A 23116-nucleotide genomic window follows, 5' to 3' on the forward strand; every position below is an offset into this window, starting at 1 on the left:
CCAGCGGTCAGGAGCCCGGATGCCAGTTCGCCACCCCGCAGTCAGCTACGACGAGTTCCCCAGCCTGCGCGTCGAACGGGCTGAACACGGCGTGCTGCACGTGATTCTCGACTCACCGGGACTCAACTCGGTCGGCCCGCAGATGCACCGCGACCTCGCCGACATCTGGCCGGTCATCGGTCGCGACGCGGGTGTGCGCGCGGTGCTGGTCCGCGGCGAGGGCAAGGCGTTCTCCTCGGGCGGCAGCTTCGATCTGATCGATGAGACGATGGGTGAATTCGACGACCGGATGCGCATCATGCGCGAGGCCCGCGACCTGGTGCTCAACATGGTCAACCTGGACAAGCCGGTGATCTCGGCGATTCACGGCGCGGCGGTGGGCGCCGGGCTGGTCGTGGCGCTGCTCGCCGACGTCTCGGTGGCCGGGCGCACCGCCAAGATCATCGACGGGCACACCAAGCTGGGTGTGGCCGCCGGAGATCACGCCGCGATCTGCTGGCCGCTGTTGGTCGGGATGGCCAAAGCCAAGTACTACCTGCTCACCTGCGCGCCGCTGTCCGGCGAGGAAGCCGAGCGCATCGGGCTGGTGTCGATGTGTGTGGACGACGGCGAGGTGCTCGACACCGCCACCCGGATCGCCACCGAGCTGGCGCAAGGGGCTCAGTCGGCGATTCGGTTCACCAAACACAGCCTCAACCACTGGTACCGGATGGCGGCGCCGGCCTTCGAAACATCTCTTGGCCTGGAGTTTTTGAGTTTCAGCGGGCCCGATGTGCGGGAGGGCCTGGCTGCCCACCGCGAGAAGCGGCCGGCGCATTTCACCGGCGATCACTCGCGTTGACTCTGCGCGCAGGGTCGGTGTTACTCGCACAACCCCACCGCAGCCGCAGGATGAACGGTTTGCTCGACCGCGGCGCGCCTGCCTGCGGGTATCGGCAGGGAGGTCTACGGTCATCTGTCATGACAGCAGCCGAGCCGGCCCCGTTCCGCGAGGCCGTGGAGGCAATGAGCGGGGCCAGCGTCAGGGCTGAAATCGAGCTGGGCCCCATCCGGCCGCCGCAGCGTCTCGCGCCCTTCAGCTACGCCCTGGGTGCCGAAGTGAAGCGTCCCGAGCTCGATGTCGTCCCGGAGCGCTCCGACGGTGACGCCTTCGGCCGGCTGATCCTGCTCTACGACCCGGAGGGCGCCGACGCATGGGACGGCACCATGCGCCTGGTCGCTTATGTCCAGGCCGATCTGGATTCCAGCGAAGCCGTCGACCCGCTGCTGCCGGAGGTCGCGTGGAGCTGGCTGGTCGAGGCGCTGGACGCAAGCGCCGAACAGGTCACCGCACTGGGCGGCACCGTCACCGCCACCACCTCGGTCCGCTACGGCGACATTTCCGGGCCGCCGCGGGCCCACCAGCTGGAGCTGCGCGCGTCCTGGACCGCACTCACCACCGACATCGGTCCCCATGTCGAGGCGTTCTGCCACGTGCTCGAGCACGCCGCGGGGCTGCCGCCGGTCGGGGTGACAGATTTGGGCCCCCGGTCGCGCGTTTGATATGGCCAGCGAGCCCACAGAACCACCCAGCGAAACAGCCGACGCCGCGGAACCTGACGTCACGCCGCTGCTGCATCCCGCCGACGGCGTGCCCGACTTGTCGATCACCGCAGACGAAATCGCTGCCGCCGCGGCGCTGCTCGCCGACGGCCACGGTCCGTTCGCGGTGGATGCCGAGCGCGCGTCGGGGTTCCGCTACTCCAACCGCGCCTACCTGATTCAGGTCCGCCGGGCCGGCGCCGGGACGGTGCTCATCGACCCGGTCAGTCACGGCCGCGACCCGCTGACCGTGCTGCGGCCCGTCGCCGACGTCATGGCATCCGACGAATGGATCCTGCACGCAGCCGACCAGGACCTGCCGTGCCTAGCCGAGGTGGGCATCCGGCCAACGGCCCTGTATGACACCGAATTGGCGGGGCGACTGGCCGGTTTCGACCGGGTCAACTTGGCGGCGATGGCGCAACGCCTGCTGGGTGTGGGGCTGGCCAAAGGCCACGGCGCGGCGGACTGGTCGCGGCGACCACTGCCGGCCGCCTGGCTCAACTACGCGGCACTCGACGTCGAAGTGCTCATCGGTCTGCGCGAGGCGGTCGCTGACGTACTCGAAGAACAGGGCAAATCCGCTTGGGCGGCAGAGGAATTCGACTATCTGCGACGCAGCGCCGGTCAAAGCCCGGCTATGACACGCCGGGACCGCTGGCGACGTACGTCCGGCATTCACAAGGTGCGCGACCCGCGCGGCCTGGCCGCGGTTCGCGAATTGTGGACGGTGCGCGATGAAATCGCGCAACGGCGCGATATCGCGCCGGGCCGCATCCTGCCCGATTCGGCGATCATCGCGGCCGCGGCCGCCGATCCGAAGACCCTCGACGACTTGGTCGCCTTACCGATCTTCGGCGGAAAGCGGCAACGCCGCAGCGCCTCCACCTGGCTGGCGGCGCTGCGGGCCGCGCGCGACAATCCCGGTCTCGCAGAGGAAGCCGAGTCGCCCAACGGGCCGCCCGCGCCGGCGCGCTGGGCCCGCCGACGGCCGGAGGCCGCCGCACGACTGGACGCAGCCCGCGCCGCGCTGCGGGAGTTGTCGCAGCGGGTATCGGTGCCCAGCGAGAATCTGGTCACACCCGAACTGGTCCGGCGGCTGTGCTGGGACTGGGACGCAACAGCGGGCGAGGATGACGTCGCGGCGAGGATCGAGGAGTTCCTGGCCGCGGGTCAGGCCCGCAACTGGCAGCGCGAGTTGACGGTGCCCGCTTTGGCCGCGGCGCTGGAGTCGCCGCCCGCCGCCGAAACTTAAGCCAGTGCGACGCCGCTCGGCGTGTCTTGGCAGAGGTTTAAATGTCGAGAAGCCAAGGAGAACGACGTCAGTCCAGCTGTTCGGTGATCGCGGTCCCGGAGTCGACCTCGCCCCGGCCGGCATCGTCGCGAGACAAAGCCGCGATCCAGCCGGTGATTCGGCGGGCCACGTGCTGGTCGGTCAGACCGGCCTCGGCGAGCACCTCACCACGCGACGCGTGAGCGAAGAACTGTTGCGGCAGCCCGATATCGCGGCACGGCACGTCGATCTCGGCGGCCCGCAGCGCGGCAGAAACCGCCGAACCGACACCACCGGCCACCCCGTTGTCCTCCAGTGTGACAACCACCTGATGTGCGATCGCCAACTCCCCCAGCGCTTTCGGCACCGGCAGCACCCACCGCGGGTCGACCACCGTCACACCGATGCCCTGATCACGCAGCCGCTCGGCCACCGCCAGTGCCATCGATGCGAATGCTCCGACCGACACCAGCACCACGTCAGCACCCAGATCCTCGGCCGGCAACGCCAGTATGTCCATTCCCGCATGTTGCTTTACCGCAGGGATGTCTTCGCCGACATCGCCTTTCGGGAACCTGATCACCGTCGGACCGTCATCCACGGCCAGCGCCTCGCCGAGTTCCTCGCGCAGACGGGCGCCGTCGCGCGGTGCAGCCACCCGGATACCCGGGACGATGCCGAGCATCGACATGTCCCACATGCCGTTGTGGCTGGCGCCGTCGTTGCCGGTGACCCCGGCCCGGTCGAGCACGATCGTGACCGGCAGCCTGTGCAGCGCGACGTCCATCATGATCTGGTCGAACGCGCGGTTGAGGAACGTCGCGTAGATCGCGACGACGGGATGCAGGCCGCCCATCGCCAGCCCGGCCGCGGACGTCATCGCATGCTGCTCGGCGATACCGACGTCAAACAGCCTGTCCGGGAAGCGTTCTCCGAAAGCGCTCAAACCGGTAGGGCCAGGCATCGCCGCGGTGATCGCGATGATGTCGCGACGCATGCTCGCCTGCTCGATCAGCGACGCGGAGAAGGTCGCCGTCCAACTGGGGGCGGCAACCTTGGTGGCCAATCCGGTGACCGGGTCGATGACCCCGCAGGAGTGCATCTGGTCAGCCTCGTCGTCCTCGGCCGGGCCGTAGCCGCGGCCTTTCTGGGTGACGACGTGCACCAGCACCGGGCCGTGGAATCCACGGGCCCGCCGCAGCGCGGCCTCGACCGCATGTTCGTCGTGGCCGTCGACCGGACCCACGTATTTCAGCCCCAGATCGGTAAACAACAGCTGCGGCGAAAGTGCATCCTTCACACCGGCTTTGACGCTGTGCATGACGTGGTAAGCCAGATCGCCGAAGACCGGCATTCCGCGCACCGCACTGCGACCGCGCTCTAGAAGACTCTCGTAGCCAGGTTGCAGCCGCAGCATGGCCAGATGGTTGGCCAGACCGCCGAAGGTCGGCGCATAGCTGCGCCCGTTGTCGTTGACGACGATCACCACTGGCCGCCGGGCCGCCGCGATGTTGTTCAACGCCTCCCAGCACATGCCGCCGGTGAGCGCCCCGTCACCCACTATCGCGACCACATGCCGGTTGCGATGTCCGGTCAGCTCGAAGGCCTTCGCCAGACCGTCGGCGTAGGACAGCGCCGCGCTCGCGTGGCTCGACTCGACCCAGTCATGCTCGCTCTCCGAGCGCGAGGGATACCCCGACAGGCCGTCTTTCTTGCGCAGCGTTTCGAAGTCCCCCGCGCGCCCGGTCAGCATTTTGTGCACGTAGGCCTGGTGGCCGGTGTCGAAGATGATCGGGTCGTGGGGCGAGTCGAACACTCGGTGCAACGCGAGCGTCAGCTCGACCATACCGAGGTTCGGACCGAGGTGGCCGCCCGTCGCGGCAACTTTGTGGATCAGGAAGTCGCGTATCTCGGCGGCCAGATCCCGCAGTTCCGCCTGCGAGAGGTGCTGCAGATCGGCGGGCCCACGGATCTGTTCAAGCATTGTGCCAGTGTACGCAGATTCGCCAACTCGACTCGCGGACCAGCGCAGATACGGTCCAAGACAGACAGCCCGTCACGTACAGAAACCATACAGACAGGCCTGCTAACCTAACCCGCGGTGTACCGGGAAGCCTGTTCGGTGTTTCCTGGCGCGCCGTTGGAGTCTTCCTGTAATTACGGGCTAATCAGGAGTGCGGCATGACTTGCTCGGTCGACGCCACCGCGTTCAGCGGACAGACGTCAGGGTTCGACAGCGTGATCAATGCGACGCGCCCGGGGTCTCCGGTGCAGCTACTTTGAGGACCCTTACCCTGTCTGTGCCGAACCTCATCCACTCCCGACGGCAGGACAGCCGATGAGCAGCGATCTGTTCCATTCCGTGTACGCATCGGTCGTGTTCGTGCTCTGTTACGCGCTGATCACCACGGAGCGATTCAACAAAACCAAGGTGGCGCTGGCCGGCGCGGTATTGATGTTCTTCCTGCCGAAGTTGACCTCAGAGGACATTTTTTACTCGCGTGACACCGGGGTGAACTGGGACGTCCTGTTCCTGTTACTCGGGATGATGATCATTGTCAGCGTGGTGCGTCAGACCGGTGCCTTCGAATATGTGGCGATCTGGGCAGCCAAGCGCGCCAAGGGATCTCCGCTGCGAATCTTGATCCTGCTCATCGTGGTCACGGCACTCGGGACCGCGGTGCTGGACAACGTCACCACCGTGCTGTTGATCGCCCCGGTCACCCTACTTGTCTGCGACCGTCTCGCGATCAATCCGGCGCCGTTTCTAGTCGTCGAGGCCATTGCCGCCAACATCGCCGGCGCCGCGACGCTGGTCGGCGACCCTACCAGCATCATTATCGGTACGGGCGCCCATCTGAGTTTCATCGAGTTCAGCGCGAATATGGCACCCGCGGTGCTGCTCGTTCTTGTCGCGCTGATAGCGATCCTGCCGCGCCTGTACCCGGGCTTCTTCGTCACCGATCCGGAGCGGGCAGCCGACATCATGTTGCTGGACGAACGTGAAGCGATCCGCAACCCCAAGCTCTTACTTCAGTGCGGAATCGTCCTGGGCGTGGTCTTCGTCGGATTCATTCTGCACCAGCAGATCCGCATGGAGCCGTCGATGGTGGCGATGGCCGGGGCCGGCATCCTGATCGTGATTTCGGGTATCGAGCGCGAGTTCTATCTGGGCAGCGTCGAGTGGGAGACACTGCTGTTCTTCGCCGGGCTGTTCATCATGGTCGGGGCACTGGTACGGACCGGTGTCATCAAGGAACTGGCCCAGGTCGCCAGCCACGTCGCCCAAGGCAATCTCTGGACCGCGACGCTGCTGATCCTGACGATTTCGTTCACGTTGGGCAGCGTGATCAACAACGTTCCGTACGCGGCCGCGATGACACCGATCGTCGCACAATTCGCTGACACCATGCCCGGCGGGCAGACCAGCTCCGGCGTGCTGTGGTGGGCCCTGCTGCTGGGCACTGTTCTCGGCGGCAACCTCACCCCGGTCGGTGCCAGCGCAAACATCGTCGCGGTCGGGATCGCGAACCGTTCCGGTCATCCGGTTTCGTTCTGGGACTTCACCAAACGCGGTGCGGTCGTCACTGCGATGTCGTTTGTGTTGTGTCTGGGGTATCTGTGGTTGCGCTACTTCGCGTAGCGTGCCGATTCGGTCGTAAGGAGACCTAGTGCGGGCAAGGGACCTCGATGAGCAGTTTCCGGTCGTGCAGATGCACTCAGACGCCATCGAGGCTGCCCGGATGATCGCGGAGCACGGCCTGCCCGGTCTAGTCGTGGCCGACGCCTCACAGAAGCCGCACGCGGTGCTGCTGGCTTCCGAGATGTTGCATTTCTTACTGCCGCGCTACGTTCAGGCCGACGTCACGCTGGCCGGCGTATTGGGGGACGCTCTGACCGATCACGCGCAGAACTTGGCCGGCAAGACGGTAAGCGACCTGTTGCCAAAAGCCTTGCACAAAGTTCCGTCCGTCGACGCGCGTGACGGCGTGATCAAGGTGGCCGCAGAGATGTCGCAACAGCGCTGCCAGTTGATGGCGGTGACCGAGAACGGAGTCTTGCGCGGCGTGATCACGGCGTCACGGTTGTTGGCCGCGGCGCTCAAATCCTGAGTGCCCCTTCGGCACCCCCAACCTGACCGGGCTCTCAGCTCTCTCGAACGCAACCTGAGAATACCCTTACGCCCATCCCGATGCCCGAATGCCGTTCGCGGAAGTATTGTGAGGATGTGCGGGCAAAGGATCTCGACGAGGAATTCCCAGTCGTAAAAATCGACTCAAACGCGCTAGACGCAGTGCGTCTGCTTGCTGAGCATCGACTCAACGGTCTGGTGGTGGTCACTGACACGTCGGAGGCGCCGTTCGCGGTGTTACCGGCGTCTCAGGTGGTGCGATTTATCGTGCCCGGCTACGTGCAGGACGACCCCGGGCTGGCCAGCGTCGTCACCGAGACGATGTCCGACCACGCGGCGGAGAAGCTGAGCGGCAAAACCATCCGCGACATGCTGCCCAAACAGCGGCAGCACATCCCGGTGGCCGACGCCGACGACACCATCATCGAGGTGGCCGAGGTGATGGCGAGGCTGCGCAGTCCGCTGGTTGCGGTCGTCAAAGACGGCCGGCTGCATGGTGTGATCACCGCGTCCCGGTTGCTGTCGGCCGCGCTGAAAACGGAGTAGCCGGTAGTCGGCAACATCCGCCACTTGTCGCCATTTATACAGCGGCTCTGGAGTTTTCGTAGCGTGGGCGCCGCGCTCGGCAGTCGGCCTGCGGCGGATCAGCGATCGGGCGAGCCCGCCGTGAGCAGACTCATGTAATAGGGTCATTTCATGCCGAGAACGTCGTCGGAAGAATCCTGGTCTTCAGCGCCGAGGTTCAGGGCACCTTGATCGGGCCGCGCGGCGGTCGTTGATGACCTATTTTGCCATCGCGGTGTTTGTCGCGGCTTACGCATGCATCATCAGCGAGCGGTTCAACAACACCGTCGTTGCGCTTGTCGGCGCCGGCCTGATGCTGCTACTGCCCGTGATCGATTCGCCCGACGTCTTCTACTCGCAGGCCAGCGGGATCGACTGGGACGTCATCTTTTTGATGCTGGGCATGATGATCATCGTCAGCATCCTGCAGCACACCGGTGTATTCGAATATGTTGCCATCTGGGCGGTCAAGCGCGCCAACGGATCTCCGGTGCGCATCATGATGCTGTTAGCCCTGGTCATGGCGATGGCCTCGGCCGTGCTGCCCAACGTGGTGTCCGTGTTGCTGATCGCCCCGGTCACGCTGCTGGTGTGCGAACGCCTGGCATTCAACCCGGTACCGATATTGATCGCCGAGGTGTTCGCCTCCAACATCGGCGGCGCCGCCACACTGGTCGGCGACCCGCCCAACATCATCATCGGCGCACGCAAAGATTTGTCGTTCAACTCTTTTCTGTTCAACATGACGCCAGTGGTGGTCGTGATCATGCTGGTGTTTGTCGCCGCGCTGCCCTTGCTGTTCCGCGGCCTCTCCGCGGCGGATCCGGATCGGGTCGCCGACGTGATGGCTCTCGACGAGAAGGAAGCGGTCCAAGATCGCACACTGTTGATCAAGTCCGTTGTTGTGTTATTCCTGGTTTTGGTTGGATTCATCGTCTCGGGGGCGATTCATCTCCAGCCCGCACTGGTCGCCCTGTTGGGCGCCGGGACTCTCATCCTGATCTCTGGACTGACCAAATCGGACTATTTGGCCAATGTCGAATGGGACACCCTGCTGTTCATAACCGGCCTGTTCGTCATGGTCGGCGCGCTGGTCAAGACCGGGGTCATCAAGACCCTCGCCCAGATGGCGGCCAACGCCACCGGAGGCAACGTCCTGATCACCACGATGCTGATCCTGGGTGTGTCGATGCTGCTGTCCGGCATCATCGACAATGTCCCTTACGTCGCAACCATGACTCCGATCGTGGCCAGCCTGGCCTCGGTCGCTCCGTCGCAGGCGCACCATAACGCGATGTGGTGGTCGCTGGCACTCGGCGGCGACCTGGGCGGCAACCTCACCGCCGTCGGATCCAGCGCCAACATCGTCATGCTCGGCATCGCGCTGAAATCGGGTAACCCCATTACGTTTTGGCAATTCACCCGCAAGGGCGTCGTGGTGACGGCCATGTCCACCGCCTTGTGCGCCCTCTACTTGTGGTTGCGCTACTTCGTGTTGGCCTGAGACGAGGCCGGTGCACACCGACCCCTGTGTGCCGAAGGGGTGTAAGGATTTTTTTACGCCCGCGCCCGAAGTGGGGTGTGCAATTTACTATTAGCCCTATGCATGTGATCGCGCCTCGGGGAACGTTTCAGTCGTGAACATCGAAGTGCCCAACTGGTCTTGCACCCAGGCCGCACCAGCAATGTCCGTATAAAGAGTCGAATGACCTCGATCAGCCTTGCGGAGCTACGGCGATGACGTCATCAGCGATCCAGATGGATGTCGCCATTGCGGTATTCGTGGTGTCCTACGGCTTCATCATCAGCGAGCGGTTCAACAAGACCACCGTCGCACTCGTCGGTGCCGGGCTGATGGTCATCTTGCCGGCTATCGACGCACCCGATGTCTTTTACTCCGCGGAAACCGGCATCGACTGGGATGTCATCTTTTTGATGCTGGGCATGATGATCATCGTCAGCATCCTGCAGCACACGGGCGTATTCGAATACGCCGCCATCTGGGCGGCCAAGCGCGCCAATGGATCGCCGGTGCGCATCATGATCATGCTGACCCTGGTCATGGCGTTGGCCTCAGCCCTGCTGCCCAACGTCGTGTCGGTGCTGCTGATAGCCCCCGTCACCTTGCTGGTCTGTGACCGACTGGAGATCAACCCGGTACCGATGTTGATCGCGGAGGTGTTCGCCTCCAACATCGGCGGTGCCGCAACGCTGGTCGGCGACCCGCCCAACATCATCATCGGCGCACGCAAAGGCCTGTCGTTCAACGCTTTTCTGCTCAACATGGCGCCGATTGTCGGCATCATCATGCTGGTCTTCGTCGCTGTTTCGCCGTTGTTGTTCCGCGGGTTCTCCACGGTTGCTCCCGAACGAGTTGCCGACGTGATGGCGTTACAGGAGCGAGAGGTTCTACGCGACCGCGGGCTGCTCATCAAGTCCGGAGCGGTCATGGGCGTGGTGTTCGTCGGATTCGTCGTCTCGCCGGCCATCCACATCCAGCCCTCGCTGGTCGCGTTGCTCGGCGCCGGCGCCCTCATCCTGCTGTCCAAGATGGAAAAGTCCGACTACCTCGCCAGCGTCGAGTGGGACACCCTGCTGTTCATCGTCGGCCTGTTCGTGATGGTGGGCGCCCTGCTCAAAACCGGCTTCATTGAACGCCTCGGCAACTTGGCGGCGAGCGCCGCCGGTGGCGACATGCTCTTCACCACGATGCTGATTCTGGTGGTGTCGACACTGGCATCCGGTCTCATCGACAACGTCCCATACGTCGCCACCATGACGCCGATCGTCAGTCATCTCGCCTCGGCCATGCCGCACCAGGAGCACCACGACGTGATGTGGTGGTCGCTGGCGCTCGGCGGCGACTTGGGCGGCAACCTCACCGCCGTCGGATCCAGCGCCAACATCGTGATGATCGGGATCGCCTTGCGGGCAGGCTATTCCGTCTCGTTTTGGGAATTCACCCGTAAGGGCATCGTGATCACCGCGCTGTCCACTGTGTTAAGCGCGCTGTATCTGTGGCTGCGATATTTTGTGTTCGCGTAGCCGGTCAGCGCGTCAACAGCGCGAAACACTCGACGTGGTGGGTCAGCGGGAACGAGTCGAACACCGACATTTTTTCCACCGCATAACCGTGACTCTGGTACAGCCCGATATCGCGGGCGAATGACGCTGCCTCACAACCAATATGGACGATGCGCGAGACTTCCGCCGCGGCGAGCAAGTCGATCACCTCGCGCCCGGCTCCCCCGCGCGGCGGATCCAGCACGGCCACATCGGCCCGTCCGCGCTGCGCGGTCAACGCCCGTCGCACCGAATCGCTGACGACGCGCACCTGCGGACGATCAGCCAACGTGGCACGCGCCGTGCGAGACGCCGCTCGCGCGCTGTCGACGGTGAGCACCTGCCCCGACTCCCCGACAGCGTCGGCCAGAGCCGCGGCGAAAAGTCCTGCCCCGCCGTAAAGATCCCATGCGGTCATACCCGGATCGGGTTGAGCCCAGTCGCTCACCAGGTTGCTGTAGGTTCGGGCTGCGTCACGGTGGGCCTGCCAGAAGCCCGTGACCGGCACCTGCCAGCTGTGCCGCCCGGCTCGCTGCACGCCCTGATGACTGCCCTCGACCACCTCGGTCGCATTGCGCCGGCCGTGGCGCACCGTGCGTGCGACATGCCGTTGACCGTCGTCGTCGACGACGACGTGCAGGTGCGCGCCGGGCGGCCCACCGAGATCGGTGAGGCCGTCGGTCATTCCCGCCGGGAGTTGACCACAGTTCAGATCGGGGATCAGCTCGTCGCTGCGATAGCGGTGAAAACCGGGCCGTCCATCCATGCCGACATCGAGCCGGATCCGGGTCCGCCAGCCGGTCGCGCCGGTGGGCGACAATGGCTGGACGTCACCGCTCCACTGGTAGTTACCCAGGCGGGCAAGCTGATTGGATACCACTTCGGCTTTCAGTGCCCGCGCCGCGGCCGGCTCGACAAAGGCCAGATCGCAACATCCGGCGCCGTCCACACCGGCGATCGGACACAGCGACACGGTGCGGTCGGAAGAAGATTCGACGACCTCGATCGTCTCGGCGTGCCAGTATGAACCCCGGTCGGCGGTGACTCTCACCCGGACCTGCTCACCGGGCAGGGCGTGGCGGACGAACACCACCCGGCCGTCGTGGCGCGCCACGCAACTGCCGCCGTTGGCCGGCGCACCGACCGTCAGCGTCAACTCCCCCAGCGCCGGCGGCGGCGCACTGATGTCATAGGTCAATCGAATATCCCCCGACGGGCATCACCGGGCGCCGCGTGCGGCTGCATCGTCTTGAGACGCTCCGACGAATTGAGTTGCCAGGGAACCGATGTCACCATAACCCCAGGCATGAACAGCAACCGCCCTTTGAGCCGCAACGCGCTCTGATTGTGTAGCACATGCTCCCACCAGTGGCCGACCACATATTCGGGCAGGAATACCGTCACCACGCTGCGCGGCGATTCCCTGTTGACCCGCTTTACGTAATCCAAGATCGGGCGCGTGATTTCACGGTACGGCGAAGCGATGACCTTCAGCGGCACGCTCAGTTCGCTGTCTTCCCAGCGGCGGACCAGCGCGCGGGTTTCGGCATCGTCGACGCTCACCGTGACGGCCTCGATCACATCGGGCCGCGTCGCCCGCGCGTAGGCCAACGCTCGCAGGGTCGGCAGATGCAGTTTCGACACCAGGACGACCGCGTGATTCTTGCTGGGCAAGACCATGTCGCCATCGTCGGCGTGCTGCTCGATTTCCCGGCTGACCGAGTCGTAATGCTTGCGAATGAGCTTCATCAGAATGAACAGCAGCGTCATGGCCACAATCGCAATCCAGGCGCCGGCCAGGAATTTGGTGACCATGACGACGAGCAGCACGGCCCCGGTAGCCACGAGTCCAATCGTGTTGACCACCCGTGACCGCATCATCGTTCGCCGGGTGGCTGAGTCGGTTTCGTTGCGCAGCAACCGAGTCCAGTGCCGAACCATGCCAATCTGACTCAACGTGAACGAGATGAACACCCCGACGATGTAGAGCTGAATCAGCGCGGTGACCTGTGCGTGAAATGCAATGATGGCCGCCAGCGCCGCGACCGCCAGGAACACGATGCCGTTGGAAAACGCCAGCCGGTCACCGCGGGTGTGCAGTTGGCGAGGCAGGTAGCTGTCCTGCGCGAGAACCGAGCCCAGCACCGGAAATCCGTTGAACGCGGTGTTGGCCGCGAGCACCAGGATCAGGGCCGTCACAATCGCGATCACCAGGAACCCGATGTGGAAGCTTCCGAAGACGGCTTGCGCTATCTGAGCGACGAGCGTCTTCTGCTGGTAGTCGCGCGGGATGCCGCCCAACTGCGCTGCAGGGTCGTCGACAATCTGAACCCCGGTTTCCTTGGCCAGCAGGATGATGCCGATCAACAGGCCGACCGCGGCCCCACCGAGCATCAACAGCGTCGTTGCTGCGTTCCGCGACTTGGGCTTACGGAAAGCCGGCACCCCGTTGCTGATCGCCTCGACACCGGTCAGCGCCGCACAGCCCGACGAGAATGAGCGCGCCACCAGGAAGGCGAATGCGAAGCCGGTGATCGCACCGTGTTCGGCATGCATCGTGAACCCGGCGGACTCCGCCCGCAGTGGCTCACCCATCACATAGATCCGAATGAGTCCCCACGCCAGCATGGCACCCACGCCCACGATGAACGCATACGTCGGGATGGCAAATGCCACACCAGATTCGCGGATCCCGCGCAGGTTCAGACCCATCACGAGCAGAATCGCGGCAACGCAGAACAGCACCTTGTGGGTGGCCACGAATGGGATCGCCGAGCCGATGTTCGACATCGCCGACGCTGTCGAAACAGCAACCGTGAGAACGTAATCCACCATCAGTGCACTGGCCACCGTCAGCCCGGCGTCGGAACCGAGGTTAGTGGTGACCACCTCGTAGTCGCCACCGCCGGACGGATAGGCGTGCACGTTCTGCCGGTAGCTGGCCACCACGACCAGCATCACCGCCGCTACCGCGACCCCGATCCACGGCGTCAGCGCATACGCGGTCAGGCCGGCGACCGAGAGCATCAGGAAGATCTCTTCGGGCGCGTAGGCGACCGAGGAGAGTGCATCGGAGGCGAACACCGGCAGGGCGATCCGCTTGGGCAGCAGCGTGTGGCTCAGTCGGTCGCTGCGGAACGGCCGCCCCAACACCAGTCGGCGCGTCGCAGTCGAAAGTTTGGACACGGTAGCCAAGAGTAAGGGCAACCGCGCCTCCCGGTACGGTTCGGTGGCCGAGAATGTCTTCCCAACCGACTGGCCGTTATGGTGGGCGGGTCGAGAGGATCTCCAGTGCGGGTGGTTGTGATGGGGTGCGGCCGGGTGGGTTCGGCGGTCGCCGAAGGCCTGTCCAGGATCGGCCACGACGTCGCGGTGATCGACAGCGACGACACGGCGTTTGGCAGGCTGAGCCCCGATTTCGCCGGTGAAACGGTGCTCGGCATGGGCTTCGACCGGGATGTGCTGCTCAAGGCCGGCATCGAGGGCGCCGACGCATTTGCCGCCGTGTCGTCCGGAGACAACTCCAACATCATCTCGGCTCGGCTGGCCCGGGAGACCTTCGGGGTGCGGCGGGTGGTCGCGCGGATCTACGACGCCAAGCGCGCCGAGGTCTACGAACGGCTCGGCATCCCGACGATTGCCACGGTGCCGTGGACCACAGATCGGCTGCTGCATGCGCTCACGCAGGAAAGCGAGACCGCGCGCTGGCGCGACCCGAGCGGGACCGTCGCGGTCCTGGAGGTGGCTCTTCACGAGGACTGGGTGGGCCGAAAAGCGGCCGATCTGGAAGCCGCCACCGGAGCCCGGGTGGCATTCCTGATCCGTTTGGGCTCCGGGATACTCCCGGAAACCAAAACGGTCATCCAGGCCGGCGATCAGGTCTACATCGCCGCGATCTCCGGGCGGGCGGCCGAGGCACTGGCCATTGCGGCATTGCCGCCGAGCGAGGAGGCCGGGGCATGAAGGTCGCTATCGCAGGAGCGGGCGCGGTCGGCCGGTCAGTGGCCCGCGAACTGGTCGACAACAAGCACGACGTGACGTTGATCGAGCGAAAGCCCGAACACATCGACTCCGATGCCATTCCGGCCGCGCACTGGTGGCTGGGCGACGCCTGCGAGGTGAGCGTGCTCGAACAGGTCCAGTTGCACGAGTTCGACGTCGTGATTTCCGCCACCGGTGACGACAAGGCCAACGTGGTGCTCAGCCTGCTGGCCAAGACCGAGTTCGCGGTGCCACGGGTGGTGGCCCGAGTCAACGACCCGCGCAACGAGTGGCTGTTCACCGAGACCTGGGGTGTCGACGTGGCGGTGTCCACCCCGCGGATGCTGGCTTCGTTGATCGAGGAGGCGGTGGCCGTCGGCGAACTGGTGCGGTTGATCGAGTTTCGCAAGGGTCAGGCCAACCTGGTCGAGATCACCTTGCCCGACGACACGCCGTGGGGCGGCAAGCCGGTCCGCAAGTTGCAGCTGCCGCGCGACGTCGCGCTGGTGACGATCCTGCGCGGGCCCCGCGTGATCGTGCCGCAGGACGACGAGCCGCTGGAGGGTGGCGACGAGCTGTTGTTCGTCGCTGTCACCGAGGCGGAAGAGGAACTGCGCCGGCATCTGCTGCCGTCGCCGTAAGGGCTTCGGCGTCCAGGGCGCGCTGCGCCGCCCGAATCGCCAGAAACGTCACCAGCGCCGACACAGCAGCCAGCGGCCAGCCCATCCCGATCCGGGCCACCACCAGCCAGCCGGTGCGGTCGGTGTCGTAGAGCATCCGCTGCACGACGAAGCGCGCGGTGAACACCACCACCCAGGTGAGCGTGGCGACGTCGAACGCATAGACCGCGCGGCGCACGCCACGCCAGCCGCGATCGTGACCGTGCAGCCAGCTCCAGATGTAGCCGACGACGGGCCGGCGGATCACGATCGAGATCGCGAACAGCGCCCCGTACATCAGCGACGTCCAAATGCCCAGCAGAAAGTAGCCTTTCGACTCCCCGAGCACGTAGGCGATCGCCACGCAGACGGCGACGCCGATCAGCCCGGAGACGGCCGGCTGGACGGACTCGCGGCGCACCAGACGCCACAGCAGGATCAGCGCCGCGGCGCCGAGCGCGGCGCCGGACGCCGCGGGCAGGCCTATCAGCCGCGAGGTACCGACGAAAACCAGCGCCGGAAGCGACGAGTAGACGATGCCGGCGACACCGCCCAGTTGTTGCATCATCCGGTCGGCCGGCGTGCGACCGACCGCACGACTCGCTAGCTCGCTGTCGTCGGCGTCTGCGGCACGGTTCACCGCTGAATCTCGTAGTGCGGGTTGTAGATCGCTTTGCTGCCGTTCTCCAGCTTGCCGAGCCGTCCGTGCACCCGCAGCGTTCGACCGGAGTCGATCCCGGGAATCCGACGCTGACCCAACCACACCAGCTCAATTGTGTCAGTGCCGTCGAACAGTTCGGCGCGGACCCCGTCGGCGCAGCCCTTGCCGTTGCATTCGACGCTACGCAGGGTTCCGACCACGGTGACCTCCTGGCCACGCTCGCAGTCGATAGCCCGCTGCGCGCCGGTCGTCACCGCCTCGTCGCACAATTCTTCGGCGTCACGCTGCTCGGGGTTCTCACTCAACCGACGAGTCAGCCGGCGCAGATAACTTTCCGCCGCCATGGCCTCTCCTGAGCGTCTTCACATCGAACCGAGTAATCGCGATCCTTTCACGACAACGGTCACCGTAGACCCCATGGTTCCCCAATCGTCAAGCGACGCCCAGGCACTATCTAAGGATGACTATCGACCTGCGCGGGGTGGCCGCCGTCGTGCTGCCGGGAACGGGCTCCGACGACAGCTACGCCTGCCGGGCGTTCGGCGCGCCGCTGAGTGACGCCGGCGCGCGGCTACTGGCGCCACGGCCGCAGCCGCGACGATTGATCGACGGCTACCTCGAGGCGTTGAACGACGCTGCCCGCGGCGGACCGATCGCGGTCGGTGGTGTGTCGATCGGTGCCGCGGTGGCGGTCGCGTGGGCGTTGCAGCATCCCGATCGCACGGTCGCGGTGCTGGCCGCGCTGCCGGCGTGGACCGGTGCACCCGACGGAGCGACCGCTGCGGTCGCAGCGCGGCACTCCGCACAGCGGCTACGCGGCGACGGCCTGGCGGCGACGACGGCGCAGATGCGGGCGTCGAGCCCGCCGTGGCTGGCCGACGAGTTGGCCCGCTCCTGGCGCGGCCAGTGGCCGCATTTGCCCGACGCGATGGACGAGGCCGCCGGCTATATCGCCCCGACCTACCGAGAGCTGCAGGGTCTGACGACACCGCTGGGCATCGCGTCGGCGAAAGACGACCCGATTCATCCGCTCGACGTCGGGCGGCAGTGGCTGGCCGCCGCGCCGCACGCGGGGCTGCGCATCGTGACCCTGGACCAGATCGGTGCCGACCCCGCCGCGCTGGGCGCCGCGTGTTTGGCGGCGCTGAACGCGGCGTCGTGAGCCCGCGCCCCGATCCCCTGGTCAGCCGTCGGTACCGCGCAGTTGCTGCATCGCCGAGCCCGACGCGCTGCGACGCTCCGGCTCCGGTGGTTCGTCTTGGCTGACGGCGGCGTCAGTGTCGGTCGGATCGACCGGCGGCCCGGCAACCCCCTGAGCTGCGGCGGCCTCGCGCAGCTGCGTCGCCATCGGCTCCGGCAGCTGCACCGGCAGCGGAGTGCGCACCGGAAGAGGTGTATCACCGCGACGAATCACGGTGTCCAGTAATGCATTGCGCGCTGCTCGGTCAGCGCGTCCACGCTTTCGATCGACCCGTTGACCACGCAGCGGATCATCCAGCGGTAGCCGTCAACACCGATGAACCGCACCACGCCGGACGCCGTGCCGACCACTTCACGGCCCCAGCGGCCGTCCTGAATGCTGACCGCGGCCCCGTCGTTACGCAGCGAATCCGCCAGTTCGGCGGCGACCTCCCGCCATAGTCCGCCGGTCTTGGGTGCGGCATACGCGGCGATGGTGAAGCGGCCGTTGGCCGTGACCACCCACACCGCGCTCGGGACGCCGTTCTCGGTCAATTCGACCTGCAGTTGTGCCGCCTCGGGCAGCGGCACCAGCACCGAACCGAGGTCCAGGCGGCCCTCCAACGCGACCGACGACTCGTCGAAGTCCTCGATGTCGAACGGGCCCTCCAGATCGTCGGCGCCGAAGGCCTCCGCAGGGGCCTGCGGCTGACGGTGTGCGGCCACCGCGTCCGGTTCCTCGACCGACCGCCCCTCTTTGGGTTTACGTCTGCCAAATGCCATCACAAGCGCCGCTCCTCCTGCCCATCCCCGATCGCACTGCCCTGTCTATCGTCCGAGCGGTCAGAGGCTGGCATGTCCGCCGGAGGAACCATGACCGCCGGCGCCGCGGGACGTGTCGGCCATACCGGCTTCGTCGAATGACGCCACCTCGACCAAGTCGACCAGTTCGACGCGCTGCACCAGCAACTGGGCGATCCGGTCGCCACGATTGACCACGATCGGCGCTGCGGGGTCGAGGTTGATCAGTGAAACCTTGATCTCACCACGGTAGCCCGCGTCGACGGTGCCCGGACTGTTGACGATTGAAAGTCCCACCCTTGCAGCCAAACCGGATCGCGGATGCACCAGCCCCACCATGCCCACCGGGATGGCGACCGCGATGCCCGTCCGGACCAGCGCCCGGTGTCCGGGCGCCAGCTCGACGTCTTCGGCGCTGTAGAGATCTACACCGGCATCACCGTGGTGGGCCCGGGCGGGCAGCGGAAGCCCGGGGTCGAGACGAACAACCGCCAGACTGGTCGACACGGGGGCACAGATTACCCTTGGCCGGGTGTCAGTAACGCCAGTCACGCCGCAAAGCGTGCGGTACAGCGAGCGTTTGTGGGTGCCGTGGTGGTGGTGGCCACTGGCTTTCGCCTTGGCAGCCCTGATTGCGGTCGAAGTCAACATGGGTGTGCCGAGCCTGCCGAGTTGGCTGCCGTTCGCCGCGTTGTTCCCCGTCGCCGCCGGAGCATTGCTGTGGCTGGGCCGCGTCGAGATCCGGGTCACCACCGCCGACAGCGGAGTCGAGTTGTGGGCTGGCGAAGCCCATCTGCCGGCCGCGGTCATTTCCCGCTCCGCCGACATACCGCGCTCGGCCAAGTCCGCGGCGCTGGGACGTCAGCTTGATCCCGCCGCCTATGTGGTCCACCGCGGCTGGGTGGGCCCGATGGTGCTGGTGGTGTTGGACGACGCGGACGACCCGACGCCCTACTGGCTGGTGAGTACCCGCCACCCGGAGCGGGTGTTGTCGGCGTTGCGCTCCTAGTCGGCAACTGCCCGACGGTCAAAGTCAGGCCGCGCAGTCCGTACAGATCATCACGCCGCCGTTTTCGCTGGCCAATCGGCTGCGGTGCTGCACCAAAAAGCAGCTGGAGCAGGTGAATTCGTCGGCCTGCTTCGGGATCACGCGGACCGACAGTTCCTCGCCGGACAAGTCGGCGCCGGGCAGCTCGAAGGACTCCGCGGACTCGGACTCGTCGACGTCAACGACCGCTGACGCCGCCTCGTTTCGCCGCGCCTTGAGCTCCTCGAGCGAGTCCTCTGAAACGTCGTCGGTTTCGGTACGCCTTGGGGCGTCGTAATCGGTAGCCATCGTCTGTCCCCTCGTAAACCTGCAAGGTAACCCTGCAAGCAAAGCTTTGTACCAGCGTCGAACGCATCCGCAAAATGATTCGTGCCCGTATTCCTGGCTGATTATGTGTGATTTAGCTCACACCAACCGGGCGACCACGCCAGCTCCCACTGAACACCAGCGCTTTCAGTGCCCTAGAGTTCCCCCGTGGTCGCGCAAATCACTAACGGTACCGCCGTCGACAAGCACGGTCGTCCATTCCGCCGGCGCAACGCTCGGCCCGCAATCGCCCTGCTGATCGTGTTGCTGGTGGCCAGCGCCGCGGTGTGGACCGTCGCCCTGACCCGCCCGGCCGAGGTACACGAGGCGACGGTGTGCAACCCGCCGCCCGCACCGACCGACCCGGGCCAACCGCGGCTGGGCACCCCGGTTTCGCGGAGCACCATGATCAACGTCGCACCGGCCAAGCTCGCCGACACCAAGGTCCGAGTGCTCAACGCCAGCGGGCGGGGCGGTCAGGCCGCCGATGTCGCGGGCGCCCTGCGCGATCTGGGATTCGCCCAACCGACGGCGGCCAACGACCCCGTCTACGCCAAAACGCGCCTGCTCTGCCAGGGCCAGATCCGGTTCGGCGAGGCCGGTCAGGCGGGCGCGGCCGCGGTGTGGCTGGTCGCACCCTGCGCCGAGCTGTACCGCGACGACCGCACCGACGACTCCGTCGACCTGGCCATCGGCACCGAGTTCGGCGCGCTGGCGCACAGCGATGACATCGCCGCGGTGCTCGCCGGCCTGCGCCCGGGCAACACCGAGCCGGCAGACCCCGCGCTGCTGGCCAAGATCCACGCCGGCAACTGTTGACCTCCTCAGCCAGGAATCGGAGCCAGACCGTCGAATTGGCCCAGCGCAGCCAGCAACTGGTCGGCGACGCCGGGCGCCGCGGCGATCACCAGGGCAGCGTCGCTGTCCGGGTCGCCCGGTGCTGGCAACACAACCCGCGCGCCGGCCTCGGCGGCGATGAGCGCCCCCGCCGCGGAATCCCAGGCATGCAGGCCATGCTCGTAGTAGGCGTCGAGCCGGCCCGCCGCGACCATGCACAAATCGATTGCCGCAGAACCGATTCTGCGTATGTCTCGAACTGACGGTAGGAGCCGCGACACCAGCTGGGCCTGGACCGTGCGGCGGCGCCCGGAATAGGCGAACCCGGTGCCCACCAGCGCCCGCGACAAATCATCGACTCTGCTGCACCGCAGGCGGCGGGTGCCCTCGGCATCGGTGACCTGGGCGCCGAGGCCGACGGCGGCCGAGTACAGCCGTCCGCCGACGACATCGGCGACCGCGCCGGCCACCGAGACGCCGTCGATCTGCGCGGCCACCGACACCGCATACGCCGGAATCCCGTAGACGAAGTTCACCGTGCCGTCGATCGGGTCGAGCACCCAGGTGACGTCGCCGGGCGCGACGCTCGCCGGATCGGCCGGACCACCGATCTCCTCTCCGAGTATCGCCTCGCCGGATCGCAGTTGCGCCAACCGATCACGCAGCAGTCGTTCGGTTTCGGTGTCGACCACGGTCACCGGGTCGGTCGGGGTCGTCTTGGTCTGCACCGCGTCGTCACCGTCAGCGCCTGCGTCGGCGCCGAAGACCTCGCTGCGCCGTCGCCGCACGAACGCGGCCGCTTCGGCTGCCAGCAGTTCCGCCACCTCGCGCAGCAGCGTCGGCCGCTTGTCATGTGTGCTCATCACCCCATCGCATCACAGGTGTTGCCGTGTTCGGCAACGTCGGGGTAACAGGACAACGAACCACTGAGCCACGCATTAGGGTTTTCGTCGACGCCCACGTCTCGCCGAGGAGATCCGATGACCAGTGCAGACTCGCCCAGTGCAGACTCGCCCACTGCCGCAGCGCCGAGCGCCGCACCGGCGAAGCGCGGTTTCGGTATCGACGTCGGCGGCAGCGGCATCAAGGGCGGCATCGTCGATCTGGACACCGGCGAACTCGTGGGCGAGCGCTGCAAGTTGCCGACGCCCCAGCCGGCCACGCCGCAGTCGGTCGCCGAGACGATCGCCGCCGTGGTTGACCAATTCGGCTGGACCGGACCGCTCGGCGTGACGTATCCCGGGGTGGTCACCGACGGCATCGTGCGCACCGCCGCCAACGTCGACAAGAAATGGATCGGCACCAACGCGCGCGACGTCATCAGTGCGGGCCTGAACGGCCAGGAGGTCGTCGTGCTCAACGACGCCGACGCGGCTGGGCTGGCCGAGCAACATTACGGCGCGGGCAAAGACACCACCGGCGTAGTGGTGCTGCTCACATTCGGCACCGGTATCGGTTCGGCGGTCATCCACAACGGGATTCTGCTGCCCAACACCGAATTCGGGCATCTCGAGGTGGGCGGTAAGGAAGCCGAACACCGGGCCGCGTCCTCGGTTCGCGACAAGCACGGCTGGAGCTACGAGAAGTGGACAAAGCAGGTGACCAAGGTATTGATCGCGATCGAGAACGCCATGTGTCCCGAGCTGTTCATCGTCGGCGGCGGAATCAGCCGCAAGGCCGACAAATGGGTGCCGCTGCTGAAAAACCGCACCCCGGTGGTTGCCGCCGCCCTGCAGAATTCCGCCGGAATCGTCGGCGCGGCCATGGCGGCGACGCGCGACGTGACGCACTGATTTGCGCGCACTGGCGGGAGTAAGGCGTTGCGGTCGTTACAATGGTCAGCGGCAGCCGCGCAACCGATAGCGGCGAATATCCACGCTCATCATCGACGCCGACATCCGACATAGCTGACGTCCTTCCGGTTGAGCATGCCTGCGGCACCGGAAGAGAGTTCTACCGAAGGGGTTTACGTGGCAGCGACCAAGGCACGACCGGCGACCGATGAGCCGGTGAAGCGCACCGCCGCCAAAGCTCCCGCCAAACGCTCGCCGGCCAAGGCCGCCAACGGCGCGACCACCAAGGCAGCCAAAGCGCCGGCAAAAACCGCCAACGCCGCCGCTCCCAAGGCTCACACCGCCACCAAGGGCGCCGCAGCCAAGGCGGCGCCGCCTCGAGGACGCGCCAAGAAGGCGACGACGAAGGGCACCGGTGACACAGAGGCCGCCACCGATCTCGTGGCCGCCGAGCACGACCTCGACACCGACGCCGAACTCGACGGCGAACCGGTCGAGGAGATCGACCTCGCCGATGAAGACCTGAACCTCGAGGGCGACGTTCTCGAGGTCGACGTGTCCGAGGTCGACGTGTCCGAGCACTCCGACACCGACGAGGCGGATGCGAAGGCGCCCGGCAAGGCCGCCGGCGACGACGAGGACATCGCCGAGCCGAGCGAAAAGGACAAGGCCTCAGGAGATTTCGTCTGGGACGAGGACGAGTCCGAAGCCCTGCGGCAGGCCCGCAAGGACGCCGAGCTGACCGCGTCGGCCGACTCCGTTCGCGCCTACCTCAAGCAGATCGGCAAGGTGGCGCTGCTCAACGCCGAAGAAGAAGTCGAGCTGGCCAAGCGGATCGAAGCGGGCCTGTACTGCACGCAGCTGATGACGGAGTTCGCCGAGAAGGGCGAGAAGCTTCCCGCAGCTCAGCGGCGGGACTACCAGTGGATCTGCCGCGACGGCGACCGCGCCAAGAATCACCTGCTGGAAGCCAACCTGCGGCTGGTGGTGTCGCTGGCCAAGCGCTACACCGGGCGCGGCATGGCGTTTCTCGACCTGATCCAGGAGGGCAACCTCGGCCTGATCCGCGCGGTCGAAAAGTTCGACTACACCAAGGGCTACAAGTTCTCCACCTACGCGACCTGGTGGATCCGCCAGGCGATCACCCGCGCGATGGCCGACCAGGCCCGCACGATCCGCATCCCGGTGCACATGGTCGAGGTGATCAACAAGCTCGGCCGTATTCAGCGTGAGCTGCT

At 66.1% G+C, this 23116-nt stretch carries 23 protein-coding genes and 1 pseudogene; 15 read left to right on the forward strand and 9 right to left on the reverse strand.

Annotated elements, in window-relative coordinates:
• Positions 1-19: 19 nt before the first annotated feature.
• The 3 genes from AC2VOG_RS07345 (at position 20) to AC2VOG_RS07355 (ending at position 2836) form a co-directional block, all read left to right on the forward strand.
• On the forward strand, positions 20-841 hold the full coding sequence (locus tag AC2VOG_RS07345; RefSeq protein ID WP_486939255.1) for an enoyl-CoA hydratase/isomerase family protein: 822 nt from the start codon (positions 20-22) through the stop codon (positions 839-841).
• A gap of 119 nt (positions 842-960) precedes the next feature.
• Positions 961-1542 (forward strand): DUF3000 domain-containing protein, encoded by a 582-nt coding sequence (locus AC2VOG_RS07350; protein ID WP_486939256.1) that lies wholly within the window; start codon positions 961-963, stop codon positions 1540-1542.
• Between the two features lies 1 nt (position 1543).
• Positions 1544-2836, forward strand: coding sequence for an HRDC domain-containing protein (locus tag AC2VOG_RS07355; protein ID WP_486939257.1), 1293 nt, complete (start codon positions 1544-1546; stop codon positions 2834-2836).
• Positions 2837-2903: 67 nt separating this feature from the next.
• On the opposite strand, the gene dxs is transcribed toward AC2VOG_RS07355, so the two are convergent.
• The gene (gene dxs / locus AC2VOG_RS07360; RefSeq protein ID WP_486939258.1) at positions 2904-4838 is read right to left on the reverse strand and encodes a 1-deoxy-D-xylulose-5-phosphate synthase; all 1935 of its coding nucleotides are present in this window, start codon (positions 4836-4838) and stop codon (positions 2904-2906) included.
• A 354-nt stretch (positions 4839-5192) separates the two neighbouring features.
• Between dxs and AC2VOG_RS07365 the strand changes: the two genes are divergently transcribed.
• The 5 genes from AC2VOG_RS07365 to AC2VOG_RS07385 all read left to right on the forward strand — a co-directional run bounded on the left by AC2VOG_RS07365 (position 5193) and on the right by AC2VOG_RS07385 (position 10595).
• Entirely contained in the window at positions 5193-6497 is a 1305-nt protein-coding gene (locus AC2VOG_RS07365) for an ArsB/NhaD family transporter (RefSeq protein ID WP_486939259.1), read from the forward strand.
• Positions 6498-6525: 28 nt separating this feature from the next.
• On the forward strand, positions 6526-6966 hold the full coding sequence (locus AC2VOG_RS07370) for a CBS domain-containing protein (RefSeq protein ID WP_486939260.1): 441 nt from the start codon (positions 6526-6528) through the stop codon (positions 6964-6966).
• A gap of 116 nt (positions 6967-7082) precedes the next feature.
• The gene (locus AC2VOG_RS07375) at positions 7083-7532 is read left to right on the forward strand and encodes a CBS domain-containing protein (protein ID WP_486939261.1); all 450 of its coding nucleotides are present in this window, start codon (positions 7083-7085) and stop codon (positions 7530-7532) included.
• Between the two features lie 232 nt (positions 7533-7764).
• Positions 7765-9054 carry an ArsB/NhaD family transporter gene (locus AC2VOG_RS07380; RefSeq protein WP_486939262.1) on the forward strand — a complete coding sequence of 430 codons (1290 nt, stop codon included), beginning with the start codon at positions 7765-7767 and terminating at the stop codon, positions 9052-9054.
• Positions 9055-9308: 254 nt separating this feature from the next.
• Positions 9309-10595, forward strand: coding sequence for an ArsB/NhaD family transporter (locus AC2VOG_RS07385; protein ID WP_486939277.1), 1287 nt, complete (start codon positions 9309-9311; stop codon positions 10593-10595).
• A 4-nt stretch (positions 10596-10599) separates the two neighbouring features.
• Here the strand turns inward: AC2VOG_RS07385 and AC2VOG_RS07390 are convergent, their stop codons facing one another.
• Both AC2VOG_RS07390 and AC2VOG_RS07395 read right to left on the reverse strand, forming a co-directional pair.
• Positions 10600-11778: a class I SAM-dependent RNA methyltransferase gene (locus AC2VOG_RS07390; RefSeq protein WP_486939278.1), complete on the reverse strand. Its 1179-nt coding sequence runs from the start codon at positions 11776-11778 to the stop codon at positions 10600-10602.
• A 29-nt stretch (positions 11779-11807) separates the two neighbouring features.
• Positions 11808-13799, reverse strand: a complete 1992-nt coding sequence (locus tag AC2VOG_RS07395; RefSeq protein ID WP_486939263.1) for an APC family permease — start codon at positions 13797-13799, stop codon at positions 11808-11810.
• A gap of 105 nt (positions 13800-13904) precedes the next feature.
• Between AC2VOG_RS07395 and AC2VOG_RS07400 the strand changes: the two genes are divergently transcribed.
• Together AC2VOG_RS07400 and AC2VOG_RS07405 are read left to right on the forward strand one after the other, a co-directional pair.
• Entirely contained in the window at positions 13905-14576 is a 672-nt protein-coding gene (locus AC2VOG_RS07400; RefSeq protein ID WP_486939264.1) for a potassium channel family protein, read from the forward strand.
• Positions 14573-15235, forward strand: a complete 663-nt coding sequence (locus tag AC2VOG_RS07405; protein ID WP_486939265.1) for a potassium channel family protein — start codon at positions 14573-14575, stop codon at positions 15233-15235. The genes AC2VOG_RS07400 and AC2VOG_RS07405 overlap by 4 nt, the downstream gene beginning before the upstream one ends.
• Here AC2VOG_RS07405 and AC2VOG_RS07410 read toward each other — a convergent pair.
• Both AC2VOG_RS07410 and AC2VOG_RS07415 read right to left on the reverse strand, forming a co-directional pair.
• A complete protein-coding gene (locus tag AC2VOG_RS07410; protein ID WP_486939279.1) occupies positions 15186-15821 on the reverse strand; it encodes a DUF3159 domain-containing protein in 636 nt (211 codons plus the stop codon). The two genes, AC2VOG_RS07405 and AC2VOG_RS07410, sit on opposite strands and share 50 nt — an antisense overlap.
• Positions 15822-15889: 68 nt before the next feature.
• On the reverse strand, positions 15890-16258 hold the full coding sequence (locus AC2VOG_RS07415) for an OB-fold nucleic acid binding domain-containing protein (RefSeq protein WP_486939266.1): 369 nt from the start codon (positions 16256-16258) through the stop codon (positions 15890-15892).
• 116 nt (positions 16259-16374) lie between these two features.
• Between AC2VOG_RS07415 and AC2VOG_RS07420 the strand changes: the two genes are divergently transcribed.
• Positions 16375-17076 (forward strand): alpha/beta fold hydrolase, encoded by a 702-nt coding sequence (locus AC2VOG_RS07420; protein ID WP_486939267.1) that lies wholly within the window; start codon positions 16375-16377, stop codon positions 17074-17076.
• 21 nt (positions 17077-17097) lie between these two features.
• Here the strand turns inward: AC2VOG_RS07420 and AC2VOG_RS07425 are convergent.
• Both AC2VOG_RS07425 and dut read right to left on the reverse strand, forming a co-directional pair.
• Positions 17098-17879 (reverse strand): annotated as a pseudogene (locus tag AC2VOG_RS07425) (DUF3710 domain-containing protein).
• Positions 17880-17936: 57 nt separating this feature from the next.
• A complete protein-coding gene (gene dut / locus AC2VOG_RS07430) occupies positions 17937-18401 on the reverse strand; it encodes a dUTP diphosphatase (protein WP_486939268.1) in 465 nt (154 codons plus the stop codon).
• A gap of 25 nt (positions 18402-18426) precedes the next feature.
• Here dut and AC2VOG_RS07435 point away from each other — a divergent pair, with 25 nt between their 5' ends.
• Positions 18427-18903 carry a DUF3093 domain-containing protein gene (locus AC2VOG_RS07435; RefSeq protein ID WP_486939269.1) on the forward strand — a complete coding sequence of 159 codons (477 nt, stop codon included), beginning with the start codon at positions 18427-18429 and terminating at the stop codon, positions 18901-18903.
• Between the two features lie 24 nt (positions 18904-18927).
• Here the strand turns inward: AC2VOG_RS07435 and AC2VOG_RS07440 are convergent, their stop codons facing one another.
• Positions 18928-19230, reverse strand: a complete 303-nt coding sequence (locus AC2VOG_RS07440) for a DUF4193 domain-containing protein (protein ID WP_486939270.1) — start codon at positions 19228-19230, stop codon at positions 18928-18930.
• Positions 19231-19416: 186 nt separating this feature from the next.
• Here AC2VOG_RS07440 and cei point away from each other — a divergent pair, with 186 nt between their 5' ends.
• Positions 19417-20067: an envelope integrity protein Cei gene (gene cei, locus AC2VOG_RS07445; protein ID WP_486939271.1), complete on the forward strand. Its 651-nt coding sequence runs from the start codon at positions 19417-19419 to the stop codon at positions 20065-20067.
• Positions 20068-20072: 5 nt separating this feature from the next.
• Here the strand turns inward: cei and AC2VOG_RS07450 are convergent, their stop codons facing one another.
• A complete protein-coding gene (locus AC2VOG_RS07450; RefSeq protein WP_486939272.1) occupies positions 20073-20948 on the reverse strand; it encodes an inositol monophosphatase family protein in 876 nt (291 codons plus the stop codon).
• Positions 20949-21065: 117 nt separating this feature from the next.
• On the opposite strand from AC2VOG_RS07450, the gene ppgK reads away from it, so the two are divergent.
• Positions 21066-21878 carry a polyphosphate--glucose phosphotransferase gene (gene ppgK, locus AC2VOG_RS07455; protein WP_486939273.1) on the forward strand — a complete coding sequence of 271 codons (813 nt, stop codon included), beginning with the start codon at positions 21066-21068 and terminating at the stop codon, positions 21876-21878.
• Positions 21879-22055: 177 nt separating this feature from the next.
• Positions 22056-23116: RNA polymerase sigma factor (locus tag AC2VOG_RS07460; protein ID WP_486939274.1), on the forward strand; the 1061-nt coding region annotated here is incomplete at its 3' end.

Source organism: Mycobacterium sp. TH-M11, assembly GCF_057473725.1.